This window comes from Rapidithrix thailandica (assembly GCF_039710355.1).
In the GTDB taxonomy this organism is placed as follows: domain Bacteria; phylum Bacteroidota; class Bacteroidia; order Cytophagales; family Flammeovirgaceae; genus Rapidithrix; species Rapidithrix thailandica.
On sequence record NZ_JBDKWZ010000003.1, the window covers coordinates 143,539 to 160,337 of the forward strand.

Below are 16,799 nucleotides of genomic sequence, written 5' to 3' on the forward strand. Positions count from 1 at the left end.
AAAAAAGAAATGCGTTTTCCACCGGTTCATCCGGCTTCCAACGCATTTCAATATTCATGAGCTACTCTTTATGTCGAGATAGCCGGTACCTACCTCCACCTACTCGTCATATATTTTCCAATACTGATGATTTCTGCAAATACTCCGGCAGCCGTTACTTCAGCCCCTGCCCCTGGCCCTTTGATCACTAAAGGACACTCTTTATAACGGTCGGTAGTAAACGCAATAATGTTATCACTTCCCGAAAGGAAGTAAAACGGATGCGATGTATCCACCACCCGTAAACCTACTGTTGCTTTGTTTCCTTCCAGGCTGGCAATAAACCGCAAAGCCTGACGCTGTTCATGAGCTTCAATAATCATTTGTTCAAATTGATCATTGGCTTTGTCCAATTCTACCAAGAATTCTTCTACTGTAGCCGCATTGATACAGGCTTCGGGCAAAATATTTTCCACTTGAACATCCGCAGGCTCCAATTCAAACCCCGCTTCCCTGGACAATATCAAAATCTTACGGGCTACATCCATTCCATTTAAATCATCCCGTGGGTCCGGTTCGGTATACCCTTTCGCTTTAGCTTCCCGCACAACTTCACTAAATTTTACTCCCGGACGGAAAGTATTAAAGATATATGATAAAGTACCGGACAAAATACCTTCGATTTTCAAAATCCGGTCACCGCTTTTCTTCAAATCCTGCAAAGGACTGATTACCGGCAAGCCAGCGCCTACATTGGTTTCATACAAAAAGTGCACCCCATGTTCACGGGCTGTTTTTTGTAATTTTTGATAATCGGCATAACTTCCCGAATTGGCCAGTTTATTAGGTGTTACAATGGAGATACTTGATTGTAAAACCTCTTCATAATGTACAATAGCCTCCTCACTGGAAGTACAATCGACCAATACACTGTTGGGCAGGTTCATTTCTTTCATTCTCTCCACAAAGTGGTTCAGGTCCGAAAGGGCTCCATCTTCCAACAAATCTACTTTAGTCTGAGAAATATCTAATCCATTTGCATCAAACACCATTTTTTTGGTGTTGGCCATGGCTACCACATTCAATTTCAGGGCATGTTCTTGCTCCAAATAGCTGAGTTGCTTGCGCATCTGGTCTAACAAAGTTCCCCCAATTAAGCCTACTCCTAGCATATACAGGTTTACGGTTACCTTATCCGATAAGAAAAACCCTTCATGTAAGGCATTTAAGGCTTTGCCCAAATCTTTTTGGGCTACTACTACCGACACATTTAACTCCGATGATCCTTGGGCAATAGCCACCACATTGATCCCATTCACTCCCAAGGCGGTAAATAAAGTTCCTGAAATGCCCGGAGTACTTTTCATATTTTCTCCGATAATTGCCACTATAGCCAAGTGTTCATCTATATGCACCCGGTTGATTTTTTCAGAGGCAATTTCATAGGCAAATTCTTCTTCAATTGCCTCTTTTGCCAAAGCAGCCTGTTCAGGCATCACGGCAAAACAAATAGAGTGCTCCGAAGAGGCCTGTGTAATCAGAATCACATTGATTTGTTTCCGGGCCAAGGCGCCGAATAAGCGGGAAGAAACCCCGGGAACGCCAATCATTCCACTACCCGACACGCTTACAAATGCAATATCTTTGATAGAAGAAATTCCCTTTACCGGATATTGGCTCTCTTGAGACTTACTGCTCACCAATGTCCCGTTAAACTCCGGGTGAAAGGTATTTTTAATTCTTAAAGGAATGTCCCGTTTTAAAGCCGGTTGTAAAGTAGGCGGGTAGATTACTTTTGCCCCAAAATGCGACAGCTCCATGGCTTCTTCATAGGTAATGATATCCAGGGAAAATGCCGTTTTCACCTCTTTAGGGTCGGCCGTCATTACACCGTCCACATCTGTCCATATTTCAATTACCTCCGCATTCAAGGCAGCTCCTATTACCGAAGCCGTATAGTCAGAGCCTCCCCGGCCTAGGGTAGTGGTTTCACACTTGGCTGTAGACGCAATAAACCCGGTGATGATATACAAGCCCTTGTAAGCGTTAAAAGCCTCTGTAATGGCTTGATTCGTATACTCAAAATCTATTTTTGCCGAACCAAAGGAGGCATCGGTCCGGATTACTTCCCGTGCATCCAACATTTTCACATCAATCCCCTCTTGTTGTAAATATTGGGTGATAATTAAAGCCGAAAGCCGTTCGCCAAAGCTTTGTAACAAGTCCAAAGAACGAGGGCTCAATTCTTTCAAGAGAAATACCCCATGTAAAAGTTCTTCAACTTCGTTTAACAACATTTTTACCTTGGCAATCACCCTGCTTTGTTCCTGTACTCTGATCAGATCACGCACCGTTTGGAAGTGGGTTTCTTCCAAATCCCTCAACAATTCTTTGTAGCCTTCATCGTTCGAAGCGGCCAATGTACCTACTTGAATCAGCATATTGGTCACCCCCCGCATCGCTGATACGACTACAGCCATAGCGGGTTCTTTTTCCACATAGTCTTTCAAAATACAGCCTACTTGTTTGATGGCTGCACATGACCCTACCGAAGTTCCTCCGAATTTTAAAATTTTCATAGATCAGTCTTTATTCACATACAAATTTGGCAATTTTTTTCTCATTTTTTAAATAAATATCTAACAAGTAGTATAATTCATTAAAAATTATCAAAAGAATCGAGCGATAACATGCTTTTCCTCTTTCAAAAGCCATCTGTAAATTACTGAGTAGGCCAAACAGTAAAAAAATCCCTTGAGAATCCTTTATTTTGCAGGATAACTTGAGACCAAACATTCATGTCCCTTTCCAATTTTGCAGAACGGCTAATCCAGTGGTACACGGAAAACAAGCGTGACCTTCCCTGGCGGCATACCCGTGACCCGTACAAAATCTGGCTTTCGGAAGTCATATTGCAACAAACCCGGGTAAAACAGGGAATGCCCTATTATTTGAAATTTGTAGCAACTTATCCTACTGTTAAGACTTTGGCCGAAGCCAGTGAGCAAGAGGTATTGCGTTTGTGGCAAGGCTTAGGTTACTATAGCAGAGCCCGTAACATGCACGCTGCAGCCAAATACATTACCGAGGAGTTAGAGGAACAATTTCCGGATAATTATAAAGACCTTCTCGCATTGAAAGGAGTGGGTAAATACACAGCCGCTGCCATCGCCTCCTTTTCATTCAATGAAACCGTGGCAGTAGTAGATGGCAATGTTTACCGGGTTTTGGCAAGGATTTTCGGTGTGGAAAAAGATATTGCTTCATCTGAGGGACAACGGTACTTTGCCAAACTGGCCGGTTCTTTGGTTTCTTCAAAGCGCCCGGACCTTTACAATCAAGCCATCATGGAATTTGGGGCCATTCATTGTAAACCGGCCAATCCCGATTGTATGTTTTGTACGTTTGCGGTAGAGTGTGAGGCTCAACAAAAAGGGTTACAGGCCAAACTGCCCGTAAAACTCAAAAAGGTAAAAGTAAAAGACCGTTATTTTACCTATTTCATTGTGGAGCATCAGGAGCAATTGTTAATGAAGGAGCGACAGTCCGGAGATGTGTGGCAGGGATTGTATGACTTTCCATTGGTAGAAAGCGACAATTTTTCCGATTTAGAGAAAATCCTACAAACTGGCTTAACTATTGGTAAAATCAAAAACACGGATTTTTTATGTGATTTGGAGGCCAAACACTACAAGCATGTCTTGAGCCACCAAAGAATTCATGCGCGGTTTGTCCGTGTAAAAGTTAATCAGAATCCCACAGCCAAGCAGGTCGCCAAGGAACTGAAAGCCCGGTGGTATGGCAAGGAAGAAGTACAGCAACTTCCTAAGCCAGTTTTGATTGATAAGTATTTGAAAGAAGCTGTTAATTCATTAATTTAATCGTAACTTTAACCCTCAAACACTATTAAACATGGCAGGAGTTAATAAAGTCATCTTACTAGGAAATTTAGGAGCAGACCCTGAAATAAGACATTTGGAAAGTGGTTCGGCTGTAGCCCGTATTCGCTTAGCCACTACCGAATCCTATAAAGATAAAACCGGCCAACGGGTAGATGTCACAGAATGGCATGACGTTGAGATGTGGGATGGCTTAGCCAGAGTAGCCGAACAATATTTGAAAAAAGGAGATTCTATCTATGTAGAAGGTAAAATAAAGTCAGATACTTGGCAAGATGATCAAGGCAATAACCGGAAGACCATCCGTATCCGCGCCTTACAAATGACCATGTTGCCCAAAGGTGGAAATACTGGTGGTGGCCACCAAGGAAATCAAGGTGGTGGTATGCAATCAGGCAATCAATCCTCTTCTCAAGTCAATGAAGATCCATTAGGCAATGCTTCTTCAGGGCAAGAGATTGACGATTTGCCCTTCTAATCTTTCACTAAATTGTTAAAGTTTTGATAGAAAGTATCGATCCTGATTCGGGTAATTTGTGGGCTCAATTGTTTTCTAACGAAATGACCTCGGTTTACCCGATCTTTTTTATCATTATAATACTGCTACTATTGTCAGCATTAATTTCTGGCTCTGAAGTAGCATTTTTTTCTTTGAGTCCGGCCCAATTGGATATTTGTAAAAGCAATGGCCGCAAATCTGACAAGCAGATCTTGCATCTACTGTCCAAGCCTAAGCAATTATTATCCACTATCCTGATTCTTAACAACCTGATCAATGTAGGAATCGTCACCCTTTCCACTTACGCCACCTGGCAACTCTTTGGCCGGGATGACGAATCGGCCCTGTTTATCTTGTCCCTGGTAGTGACGATGGCCATTGTGTTTTTTGGTGAAATAGTGCCAAAGGTTTTTGCCAACCAAATGAACATCGCCTTTGCCAAACTTACCAGTGGTATGCTTACACTTTCCAGTAACCTTCTGAAACCCTTCTCCAGCTTGCTAATGAGTATGGGTGAATTGTTGGAAAAAAGGTTAAAAGTAAAAGGCTATCAAGTATCGGTAAATGAATTGGACCAAGCCGTAGAAATGGCTACGGTACATGAAGGTACGGTAGAAGAAAAAGAGATCTTAAAAAGTATTGTAAAGTTTGGTACCAAATCGGCCAAACAAGTAATGAAATCCCGGATTGATATCACGGCTATTGATATAGAATCCAATTACAAAGAGGTCATTGATATTATTAATGCTTGTGGATTTTCCAGAATTCCCGTATATGTGGAAACCATTGATAAAATTGATGGCATCCTATACTGCAAAGACCTCCTTCCTTACCTGGATGAAACAGAGGCATTTGAATGGACAAAACTGATCCGAAGAGAAACATTCTTCGTTCCGGAAAACAAAAAGATTGACGAATTACTCAGAGATTTCCAACAAAAACGGGTACATATGGCCATTGTAGTGGATGAATACGGTGGGACCTCCGGGCTGATAACCATGGAAGATATCATTGAAGAAATTGTGGGTGAAATCAATGATGAATTCGACAACGATGACCTTATCTACCGCAGGATAGATGACGCTACCTTTACTTTTGAAGGAAAAACCTCATTGAACGACTTTTGTAAAATCATTAAAGTGGAACAAGAGGAATTTCACGATGCCAAAGGAGACAGCGAGTCTCTTGGTGGTTTGTTGTTAGAACTCTTTGGCAAATTACCTATCTCAGGAGAACAAATTGAGTATAAAAACTTTTTTTTCACAGTCGTCTCTGCAGATAAAAAACGCATCAAAAGTGTACGGGTATTGTTGACCGACCGGATTAAAGCCGCAAAAACCAATGCCATAAAGTCCATTTCCGAAGTGAAAATAAAAAATTAAAATAAGCTGTTTTCTTCAAAACAGTTCAAAAATCAAACATATCCTCTATTATGAAGCACCTGAGTGTGATTATTTGTGCAATAAGTATATTTTTTTCAGTTGCTTGTTCGGACAACTCACCGGCTTACCTTCCTAAGCCTAAAGGCTTTCACCGGATTGACTTACCTAAGCACGCCTATGAAGCTTTACCAGAGGAATATCCTTATTCTTTTGAAATGTCCAAACATGCTATCATTCTTCCGGATACGTCTCATCGAGCTGAGCCTTATTGGATTGAAGTGAAATATCCGGAGTTAACAGCTTCTATCAGCATCTCCTATAAAAAGGTTAACAACAATGCGGATTCCTTAGCAGGATTTTTCAATGATTCGCACCGGTTGACCAATAAGCACAATATCCGGGCAACGGCCATTGATGAATATGTGATGAAAAGTAAAAAAGGCTATACCGCTGTATTGTTTGAGTTGGAAGGTGAAGTACCCAGCCAGTTTCAATACTTTTTAACTGACTCTACTGAAAACTTTTTAAGAGCAGCTTTATATTTTCCTACTTCTACAAAGAATGATTCTTTGGCCCCGGTAATCAATTGGGTGAAAGAAGATATGATGCATATGATTAACACCACGGAATGGCGAAAAATGTAATTTAAAAATCAGTGGCAAAGGGAAAGTTAGCTCCAATGTCTAAGAGTGTATCCAAATAGTTTTTTACTTCATATGCCAGAGGTTTTTCCAGCTTTTTGCACTGGTGCCTTGCTTTTTTTGAAACATTACCACCAGCGTGGCCATCCCACCTATCGCCAGGTAATAGACCGTTTGGAAGCCGTGTACTAAAATAGCCATGGCGCCTCCGTACTCTTGCGAAACCCCATATAGCAACAAACCATGAGCAAATAAAAAATGGTAAGCTCCCATGCCCCCTCCCTGTACCGGAACTAACCTGCCCAAGCTCCCAATCACACTCATGACAATCCCGGCCCGTATACTCAAATGGAGGGTTTGTGTAAAAGAAAAAAACCAGAGGTAAGTCATTAGTACATAAAATACCCAAATGATAATGGTATAGAGGATAAACAGGCCCTTGGATTTGATATACCATATGCTGATCATTCCTTGCCACATCTTTCTGAGAAACTCAATAAGACTATCCATACGATCGGTAGCCGTAATTCGCTTACCATAATACACCAAAACTCCTAGTCCTCCCAAAAAGAGAAAAGCCGCCAAGCCTATTACCAACTTACTTGTATGAAGTACCTTTTGCAAACCCGAAAAAATAGGCAAAAGCATATTCTCTATAAAAAACTCGGAGATTACCTGGTATTCCAACACGAAAGCCAGACAGATCAATAATAACAAACAGATTACATCAATCACCCGCTCGGTCAAGACGGTACCAAATGACTGTTGGAAAGGAATGTCTTCAGATTTATTGAGTGCTGCACAACGGGATATTTCCCCAAGCCGGGGAACGGCATAATGTACCAGATAACCAAACATCAAGGCTACAAATGCATTGAACAGACTGAGATGATGACCCAGAGGCTTGAGCAACATTTTCCAACGATAAGCCCGAATGATATGATTGGCTACGGTAATAACCAAGATTATGGACATCCAGGAGTAATCGGCATTCCACAAAATGGCTTGAATATCACTAAAATCCTGATTAGCAAAAGCCAAATAAAGCAAGGCCAAACCTAGCCCCCAAAGCAAAATATACTTCAATACCTCCCAAGCCCGGTGTATACGAGTCGAACGTGTGGATCTATATGCATTCATAAATTACGCAACCTAAAAAAATTATGGATTCCTTATTGAACCCAAAGGTAAATTTCGGAAGGGATTGAGTGAAACATCAAGAAAACGGACAAATTCTTTTTCAATCGGAAAGCGACTCCATTAAACTTCCATACAATATTGGACAAGATAAGAGGATTTGGGCACTTCATTCCATAGTTTTTAACAAATACGGCTCATGATCTCTATATTTGAATACGTCCTTTTATTTTCTATAGAATTTCCCGTTGATATCATGGGGGAGCATAGCGTTTCAAGGCTTTGCGGAATGATCATTTCAAAACCGCTACTAAATTTTCAAAAACATGGGAGACAAACCTTCAATTGGTATTGTGTTGAGCGGAGGAGCCGCCAGAGGACTGTTGCATATCGGAGTACTGAAAGCTTTGGAAGTATATGATATATCGCCCACACATATCTCCGGTTCCAGCATGGGAGCCATTGTAGGAGCTCTATACGCAGCGGGGATTTCGCCGGAAGAAATGCTGGAAATTGCCAGTACCAAAAGCTTTATCAATTTTTTTAATTTTCATTGGAAAGGTGGTGGAATATTACAACATCGTTTTTTAGAAAAGCTACTCAAAGAAAAAATTCCGCATAACACCTTTTCACAGTTAGCAAAAAAACTATATATCTGTACAACCAACCTTTCAAAAGAATGCTATGAGGTATTTTCCGAAGGAGAAATATGCAAACCGGTAATCGCCTCGGCCTCCATACCGGTACTCTTTAAACCGGTCAAAATTCATACAGATTATCATGTGGACGGAGGCCTGCTAAATAACCTGCCCGCCCAACCGCTTAATGATTGTAATGTATTGATTGGAGTGAATGCGGTTAACTATTCCGGGCAAATGACTTATCTACATACACGAACAGTTCTCGCTCAAGTGTTCAACCTGGTGATCAAACAAAACATGCAGCCCAATTTGAAAAAATGCGATGAAATTATCGCTCCTACCTTTGAAAAGATCAACGATTTGATGGATTTCAGCAAAGCAAAAGAGCTATATGAAATAGGTTATAAAGAAGGGAAACGATTAGCCATGGCATTGAATGCAAAAAAATAAACCTGAAGAGGTCATCCTCAGGTTTGTTTTTTTAGTAGGTAGTAGGTGCGTAATCTCCTGCTGGCCCTTGGTATTGGTAATCTCCAAAGGCTAACATAGGATAAAACACAAATCCTAACAATACCAGCCCTACTGTGAAGCCCTCACTTTGCCCAAAACTTTTGGACAATAGATTCGTAATCCAAATTAAAATGACAAAATTGGCAACAGGAATAAAAAGTAATACAACCCACCAAGTCGGTTTTCCTACAATTTCCAGTAATACAATAATATTGTAAATTGGAATAATAGCAGCCCAACCGGGTTTGCCTGCTTTTTCATAGACCTTCCACATGGAAGCAATCACAAGAACAATAATGGCTAGATACAAGATCGATCCGAGTATGCCTATACTTTCATTCATACGTAAAAATGTTTAGTGACTTTAAAGAAAATATTTATAAAAAATAGTAGGTATAAAACTAATGTATGTTTTGATCCAATATTTCCCCGGGCCCAGAAAAAAATACCTTTCAAAAAAATAAAGCCAAAGGTACCACTCAATAAAGATACTTATTTATAGCGAACTTTAACAAAAAATTAATTTTTTCGATAGTTTCAAAGCTTTTTTACAAAGATTGTTGCATACTATCCAATAAAGCCCAGTAAGTTTATTTTTTTGTACCCAGATCAAGCTATCCATAAAAAGACCCTTTGCTCGTTAACACTGCATAAGCTCTTTAAATGTACTTTCTTTCAAAATTATAATAAAAGCTGATTTCAATAGCAACATTTCAGGGAGAGGCTAGGGCTGTACTTTGTGATTTTAGCAAATGGTTTCAATAATTTGAAGACCTCTCTTTCGTTTTACTAGTAATTCATACATGAATGCCTCCCAGGTACTAAGATAACAGGTTCTACCACATGCGGTCAGACCCATACTCCTAATTTTTTAATTCCTTGAAAATGATACTTGATCATGGACACAAAACAAAAGCTGCTTCGTAGAAGCACCATAAGCAACCCCTATGTATTACTAAGCATTGTACTTTTTTTAATTCTTACAGGCTTAGCCCTGACCTTTGGATTACAAAACGCGTTAAAAACCAACACCTCCAATCAAGCGCTTTACGATGTGGTAAAAGCCAAAAAAGAGGCGATCATGGTGAATCTTAACAACCTGGATATGAGTGTCCGGGGGTATTTGCTCGTTCATAATGAAGCCTTCTTGGGCACCATTGAAGGGACTACCGGCATTCAAACCCGGGAGTTTCATACATTGGACTCCCTGCTTCCTGTCATCCAATATGATGTAGCAAAACTACGTCCTTTAAAGTCACAGGTAAATGCATACTATGATCTTATGCATCAAGTCATTCACTTGGATAGCACAGGGAAACGGGAAGAAGCCTTGGCCATCATCAAAGCTGACAAAGGCACAGAGCTATGGTATACCTATGTAGATTTCGGAGAAGACTTTGACTCCTACCTAACTACAATGCAGCAAAACTCTCAGGATAGCTATGATTCTTTATTGCAAACAACTATTATTTATCAAATCTTAATGGCAGTCATTGGGATTCCTACACTTCTTTTTATCATCTATTTACTCAACAAAAATACTAAACACCGGGAAAGGCTCTTCAATGAACTTTCCACTCAAAATAATACTCTTATTTTTAATAATAACACAGAAGAAGATTTAAGAAATGCGGAGGATGTAGTACAAAAAATCATTCATAATTTAAAAAAAGCAGCACATTTCATTCAAAACATTACCAGTGGAAACTACGAAGTAAATTGGGAAGGACTTAATGAGGAAAATGCCGCTCTTAATGAAAATAACCTGGCCGGGGCATTGGTGAAAATGCGCGAACAGATGATCAAGGTGAAAGAACAAGATCAAAAACGCCATTGGGAAAATGAAGGATTGAACAAAATCACGGAAATTTTACGCAAGCATCAAACGAACTTGGAAGAATTGGGTGATCAGGTTGTCGCTTTTATGGTGAACTATATGGAAGCCAACCAAGGAGGTTTGTTTTTACTGAATACGCAAGACGAAGCAAAGAAATTTTTAGAATTAAGGGGTTGCTATGCTTATGGTCGCAAAAAGCACCTTCAAAAAAACATAGAAATAGGGGAAGGCCTAGTGGGACAAACCTTTCTGGAACAAGAAACCCTACACTTACAGGAAATTCCTAATGGCTATACCACTATTACTTCGGGTTTAGGAGAAGCAACTCCTTGCACACTACTATTGATACCTCTGAACTATAACGAAGTCACTCAGGGGATTCTGGAAATAGCTTCTTTCAAGATATATGACCAACATGATATTGCCTTTTTAGAAAAAGCTTGTGAAATCATTGCTTCTACAATGATCAGTTTACAAACCAATGAAAGAACCAAAAAGCTTTTGGAACTCTCCCAAATGCAAGCCGAAGAAATGAGAAGTAAAGAGGAGGAACTACGGCAAAACCTGGAAGAATTGGAAGCAACGCAAGAAGAAATGAGACGCAAGGAAAAAGAGATGACACGAATGCTATTGGAAGCCAAGGCTGTTAAAAGCTGAAGAGTTAAAGAACTGTCGGATTGAAAGTTATGGAATTGCATTTGGAAGAGGTCAAATACAAAAGCGGAAGTGTATTACTTCCGCTTTTGTATTTTTGGTACCAATGGTAGTCCTTGAGTTTTCAATGACGAACAATGGCAAATAGTAGATTAATTAATTCAAGTTGTCAAACATTATTACGAGCGGATAATGAATGAGTTTAGGGTGACAAAATACATCGAAACAATTTAACCGACTCATAATTTCACTCAACCACTCATTCACCTACTAGGAATATCCTTCTCACAACTTGGGTCAATTAATAACCATCGTTCTGTTGTAATGTTGGCTCCCCGTTGACTTGACTATTTACAATAGCCTTTTCGGGAATAGGAAAGTAAACATCTGTGGCATCAAAACTAGCACCGTTTAAATATTGCCGCTTATTCTGCTCAGCAGTTAAGTAAGAGTTTATTTCTTGTTCGGCAATGCCCCATCGTACCAGGTCAAAAAAGCGATGGCCTTCCATTGCAAACTCCAACTTCCGCTCAAAATAGATGGCACTCCGGGCATTATCCTGGTTATCAAAAGGATAAGCACCTCCACCAGGATAGGTATTGATCACATAGTTGGCAGCAGGATCGCCTGCATCGTCTTTCACCCAACCATCAGGATTGGCAGCTCTTGCCCGGATCTGGTTCACATATTCCCTTGCTTTATCCAAACTCCCGATTTCCACTTCACATTCGGCTGCCCATAAAAGCACATCCGCAAAACGGATCAAACGATAATTATTTGCGACATACCCTTTGGTCCAATTTCCCGGTTGTGTCAGGCTAAATTCTTCTTCTTTGTAGTACACGTTCTTTTTAGGGCTGTAAGGTCCGGCATATGCCTGGTCGCGAATCCAGGATTGTCCGTCATGCTCTCCCCAATCCAAATACGGCAAACCTCTACGGCCTACAGTCCAGTCTAAACGAGGGTCCAGGTTGTCGGCATACGGCTCAAACGGTTCGTCAGAGGCTACCCCTTGGTCACTTTTCACATCCTCATTATTATATGTTTCCAACAAAGGCAAACCATCGCCATCCGTTTTAAAGGAATTCACCAAGTTTTGCGTAGGCTGGAAAAAGCCACAACATCCCCCCGGAGCTGCAGAGCTATACGGGAAGTTCAAGATATCCAAAGAAGCTCCATTATCACCTCCCCCGCCATCATTTACAGAAAACTGAATTTCAAAAACACCTTCCTGACTATTATTGGTAGCGGTCCGGAAGTTATCATGATACAATGCATTCAAGCCATATGGCACTCCGGCAGCGGTTGTTCCATTCATAATAATTTCTTCCAACAAGGGCTTAGCCTCTGTATACTTTTGCTGGAACATATACGCCTTTGCCAAGTAAGCTCCGGCTGCCCATTTATTGGCCCGTCCTTTTTCTGACATAGTTTCCGGCAAATTGTCATAAGCATATTTAAAATCCGCTTCAATTTTTTGCCAAACGTCATTACTGGTATTCGGGACTTTATAAGGATCCAGGCTATTCTGTTCCAAAGCCTGTTTGGCAATTGCTTCATCGATATATGGGATATTTCCCCAGATTTTTTTGGCTTCAAAGTGGTAATGCCCCCTTAAAAACCGGGTTTCGGCAGTGATACGGGTAATGTCTGCTTCAGTAATATCTTCCACTTGTTCCAAAAAAACTAATACATCGTTGGAACGCCCTACACCATCGTACAAGGCACGCCATTTTTGCTCAAAATAGGGGTTGTTAGGCAAGGATTCGTAACGTTCAATAGGATTAATATCCGATTGGTCACCGGCATCGGTTCCCTTATAAGCTTCCCCGCTACAAATACTACCGTATACCCAATTGGTGCCGGATGCTCCCCATCCTCCGGAACCACCAGCCCCGTCTAGCAATGAATAAGCTCCGATTAATAGGCCTTCCACACCTCTTTTATCTTTGATCAAATCCGGGCCAACAGCACCAATAGGGGGCTGATCCAAAAAACTATCGTCACAAGAATAGGTAGTAGCACTCACTATCAGCAACACCAGGATAGAAGCACGAAATATCGTTTTCATATATTATATATCTTTTGGTTGAAGAATGAATTAAAAAGTTAAAGAAAGCCCTAACAGAATTTGACGGGAGTTCGGGTACACCCCCCGATCCACACCCATACTCAAATCGCCAGATTGGATAGCGTCATCATCCTCTTTATCCGTATTTTGAATGGAAATATCAGGATCCAACCCTGTATAAGGAGTTGCGGTAAACAAATTCACCCCTTGCACATATACACGCATCTTCTCCATTCCCAACTTGTTCAACAGGGTTTCGGGAAGGTTATAGCCAATTTGCAGGTTTTTCAATCTTAAGTAAGAGCCTGATTCGATATAATATGTGCTGGAAATATTACCACTTTGGTTATCGGTTGCATCCAGGATAGGCAACTTGGCATTGGGGTTATCAGGAGTCCAGGAATCGTACAACATGCGCTCACTCCGGTTTCCTTGAAAAGAGTTAAAGTCCATCCACCAACGGTTGTAGTGATAGATCTCGTTACCATAATTCCAAAACAAGAAGGCGGACAAGTCAAAGTTCTTATAACTGACACTTAAATTTAACCCTGTTTGAAAATCAGGATGAGGGCTTCCGATAAAGGTTTGGTCTTTTGAGTCAATGACATTATCCCCATTGAGATCTTTAATTCTCCAACCTCCGATTTTCTTCTGAATGGGTAATTGATCCGGATAATTGTTGATTTCTTCTTGACTATTGAAAAATCCGTCTATCACATATCCGTAAAAAGAAGAAACGGGTTGACCTTTAACCGTGCGGGTCAAATCTCCAAAACGGCTTTCTCCTCCGGTAAAAAAGGCATCATCCGATTCTTGTAATTTTAGCGCTTCGTTTTTGTAATGAGAGAAACTCACCGTAGCCTCATATCTCAAATCCGGATTCACATCCCCTCGATAGGTCAACATCAAATCTACCCCCCGGTTACGCATTGTTCCTACATTGATCTTGGGTTGTTCTGCATGCGGGGCTGTCAATGGGGCTTGCCGGGTTACCAACAGCCCTTCCGTTTCGCGGTTATACCACTCCACACTCACATCCAATGCACCTTGAAACAATGAAGCATCCACACCAATGTTGGTAGTCGTAGAACTCTCCCACTTGGTTTCTACGTTCCCCATCCGGTCTAAATCATACCCTGGGTATACGGAAGTATTGGTTCCGTCAATGTCATATCCGGAATTTCCAGGTGTAGAACGGTAGAGTAAGTATTGGTTTACACTAGGTACAACGGCCTGGTTCCCCATTTTACCCCAACCGGCACGCAACTTCAAATCGGAAACCCATCCGACACTGGCCATAAAAGGCTCTTCGGAAATTCGCCAACCAACACCCACTGCAGGGAAATTGGCATAGCGGTTATTTTCTCCGAACTTAGAAGAACCATCTCTCCGGAAAGTCGCATTCAACAGGTATTTTCCTTTGAACATATACTCTAAGCGCCCAAACAAAGAGAACAAAGCCGAGCGGTTTCCATAACTAAAAGACTCTGCCAAACGAGGCTCTCCCCGGTCAAGAATCCACCGGTCCGGATCGATAAAGGTAAAATTGTTACGACTTCCGCCAACTCCTCTTCCTTCAAATTTGATTGCTTCAGAACCCAACAAGACTTTTACATCATGCTGGTTATTGATATTTTTATGAAACTGCAAGGTATTGGTAAACGTCCAATTCAGTCCCCAATCATTACGTTCTTCATAAGTGTTACTTCCTACATTTTCGGAGCGCTCATAGGTACGGTAAGTAAATCCTTCGCGGTAGCGTGTGGTATAGTCAATACCAAATGAACTACGAAACGTAAAGGCCTTTAGGAAATCCACCTCTCCGTAAATATTACCAAAAGCACGATAGGTTTTATCTTTATTATCTTTTCCCCGGTAAAGGTCTGCCAAGGGGTTATAGGCATTTCCCAAATTGCTTCCGTTTGATCCGGCAAAATTTCCCATCACATCGTATACGGGGATAATAGGCTGCATCCGGTAAGCCATCGCAATCGCCCCTTCTTCCCCCAGGTTTTCTCCGTTTTGCCGGTCTTCATAAGACAATTGTAAATTTTCACCAACCCGTATGGCATCTTTGATATGAAAAGAGCTGTTTGCTCTGACCGAATATCGTTTATACCCGGTATACTCCAAGGTACCCTCTTGGTTAAAATAGTTTAAGCCCAATGCATAAATCCCCTTCTCCGATCCTCCGGTAGCGGTGAGTTGATGACTTTGAATAGGTGCCACCCGGAAGATCGCATCATACCAATCCGTACCCGACTTGTTAGCCCGGGTAATTTGGTACAAATCTCCGTTATCGGGATCGACATTATATTTAGACAAATCCAATGCAGGGTCTCCCTCAAATACTCCTGATTTGCTACCAGCCAAAATATAGTCCGGAATAACGGGAGAGGCCCCACTTCCATACTGTCCGTGATTAGGCGTCTGCCCTGCGTTTTGATACCCTCTCCACAAAAGATCCCCATACTCTTCGGTATTGAGCAAGTCATAAGTTTTGGTTACTTGTTGCCAACCATAATACGAGTCAACGGAGATTTTAGATTTTCCGGCTTTTCCTTGCTTGGTGGTGATGATTACTACCCCGTTAGCTGCTCTCGAACCGTAAATAGATGCGGCTGTCGCATCTTTCAGTATTTGCATGGATTGAATATCCTGAGGGTTTAAGTAATTGACATCCGTAGTAGGTACTCCATCTATTACATACAAAGGGTCACTGCTTCCAAAAGAACCGAACCCCCGGATACGCACTTTCGCCCCTGTACCAGGTGCACCACTACCACTAATCGTCACCCCTGAAGTACGTCCTTGTAGCTGTTGTTGGACGTTTCCGGCGGGTACCGCCAACAAGTCTTTGGTTTCCACAATGGAAACCGACCCGATGATATCCTTCTTTTGCTGAGTAGTATACCCTACTACTACTACTTCTTCCAATGATTTTGTATCTTCTGTCAGTGTCACCTCTATATTGGATTGATCTCCTACCACAACTTCTTGAGAGCGGTATCCCACAAAGGAGAATATCAATACACTTTCTTTGCTGTCCACACTAATGGTAAACTTCCCTTCAAAATCCGTGGTGGTTCCGGCAGTGGTCCCCTTCACCAATATACTTACTCCGGGCAATGGACTCTGATCCATGACATCTTTGACCGTACCCGATACAACATACGACTGAGCGTATGCGACTCCGCTAAAGAGCAAAAAAATCCCTAGCAAAGCTTTTTGAAAAAAGTAAAAAAGCTTCATTTTCATATTTACTGAATTAAAAATTTGGAATAGCGGGATTGCATTAGACAGACCTCTCCCAGGGCACTTCAACCGGAGTTAAAGCACAGGCCTATGACTGATGGATCCCTTTTTGTAGATGAAGTGGTTTAAACTTATAGTTTTTGACCGAACATGGAATCAAAACCGGCTCATCAAAGCACTTTTTGAAAAGAATAGCCAAAGCTATTGTTGAAAAAAGTAACACAGAGGAGGCGTTTTCGAAACATTTCAAAAAAAAGAAAAAGTTTAATTCACTTCGATTAGAAAAATACGATG

General features: G+C 41.3%; 11 protein-coding genes. 6 read left to right on the forward strand and 5 right to left on the reverse strand.

Features of this window, described 5'->3' with window-relative positions; all coding sequences use genetic code 11:
• Positions 1–89: 89 nt before the first annotated feature.
• Positions 90–2,558: a bifunctional aspartate kinase/homoserine dehydrogenase I gene (gene thrA, locus AAG747_RS06285; protein WP_346820294.1), complete on the reverse strand. Its 2,469-nt coding sequence runs from the start codon at positions 2,556–2,558 to the stop codon at positions 90–92.
• Positions 2,559–2,777: 219 nt separating this feature from the next.
• Between thrA and mutY the strand changes: the two genes are divergently transcribed.
• The 4 genes from mutY to gldD are packed head-to-tail and all read left to right on the forward strand — an operon-like array spanning position 2,778 to position 6,403.
• Entirely contained in the window at positions 2,778–3,860 is a 1,083-nt protein-coding gene (gene mutY, locus AAG747_RS06290) for an A/G-specific adenine glycosylase (protein WP_346820295.1), read from the forward strand.
• A gap of 31 nt (positions 3,861–3,891) precedes the next feature.
• Positions 3,892–4,356, forward strand: coding sequence for a single-stranded DNA-binding protein (locus tag AAG747_RS06295; protein WP_346820296.1), 465 nt, complete (start codon positions 3,892–3,894; stop codon positions 4,354–4,356).
• A 23-nt stretch (positions 4,357–4,379) separates the two neighbouring features.
• The gene (gene gldE / locus AAG747_RS06300; protein ID WP_346820297.1) at positions 4,380–5,759 is read left to right on the forward strand and encodes a gliding motility-associated protein GldE; all 1,380 of its coding nucleotides are present in this window, start codon (positions 4,380–4,382) and stop codon (positions 5,757–5,759) included.
• Positions 5,760–5,809: 50 nt separating this feature from the next.
• Positions 5,810–6,403, forward strand: coding sequence for a gliding motility lipoprotein GldD (gene gldD / locus AAG747_RS06305; protein ID WP_346820298.1), 594 nt, complete (start codon positions 5,810–5,812; stop codon positions 6,401–6,403).
• A gap of 63 nt (positions 6,404–6,466) precedes the next feature.
• On the opposite strand, the gene AAG747_RS06310 is transcribed toward gldD, so the two are convergent.
• Complete coding sequence (locus AAG747_RS06310) at positions 6,467–7,540, reverse strand: lysylphosphatidylglycerol synthase transmembrane domain-containing protein (RefSeq protein WP_346820299.1); 1,074 nt, start codon at positions 7,538–7,540, stop codon at positions 6,467–6,469.
• A gap of 323 nt (positions 7,541–7,863) precedes the next feature.
• On the opposite strand from AAG747_RS06310, the gene AAG747_RS06315 reads away from it, so the two are divergent.
• Complete coding sequence (locus tag AAG747_RS06315; protein ID WP_346820300.1) at positions 7,864–8,628, forward strand: patatin-like phospholipase family protein; 765 nt, start codon at positions 7,864–7,866, stop codon at positions 8,626–8,628.
• A 31-nt stretch (positions 8,629–8,659) separates the two neighbouring features.
• On the opposite strand, the gene AAG747_RS06320 is transcribed toward AAG747_RS06315, so the two are convergent.
• Positions 8,660–9,031 carry a DUF5684 domain-containing protein gene (locus tag AAG747_RS06320; protein ID WP_346820301.1) on the reverse strand — a complete coding sequence of 124 codons (372 nt, stop codon included), beginning with the start codon at positions 9,029–9,031 and terminating at the stop codon, positions 8,660–8,662.
• A 555-nt stretch (positions 9,032–9,586) separates the two neighbouring features.
• On the opposite strand from AAG747_RS06320, the gene AAG747_RS06325 reads away from it, so the two are divergent.
• Entirely contained in the window at positions 9,587–11,182 is a 1,596-nt protein-coding gene (locus AAG747_RS06325) for a GAF domain-containing protein (protein WP_346820302.1), read from the forward strand.
• A gap of 298 nt (positions 11,183–11,480) precedes the next feature.
• Here AAG747_RS06325 and AAG747_RS06330 read toward each other — a convergent pair whose 3' ends face one another.
• Both AAG747_RS06330 and AAG747_RS06335 read right to left on the reverse strand, forming a co-directional pair.
• Entirely contained in the window at positions 11,481–13,250 is a 1,770-nt protein-coding gene (locus tag AAG747_RS06330) for a RagB/SusD family nutrient uptake outer membrane protein (RefSeq protein WP_346820303.1), read from the reverse strand.
• A gap of 30 nt (positions 13,251–13,280) precedes the next feature.
• Positions 13,281–16,508, reverse strand: coding sequence for a SusC/RagA family TonB-linked outer membrane protein (locus AAG747_RS06335; RefSeq protein ID WP_346820304.1), 3,228 nt, complete (start codon positions 16,506–16,508; stop codon positions 13,281–13,283).
• Positions 16,509–16,799 lie beyond the last annotated feature (291 nt).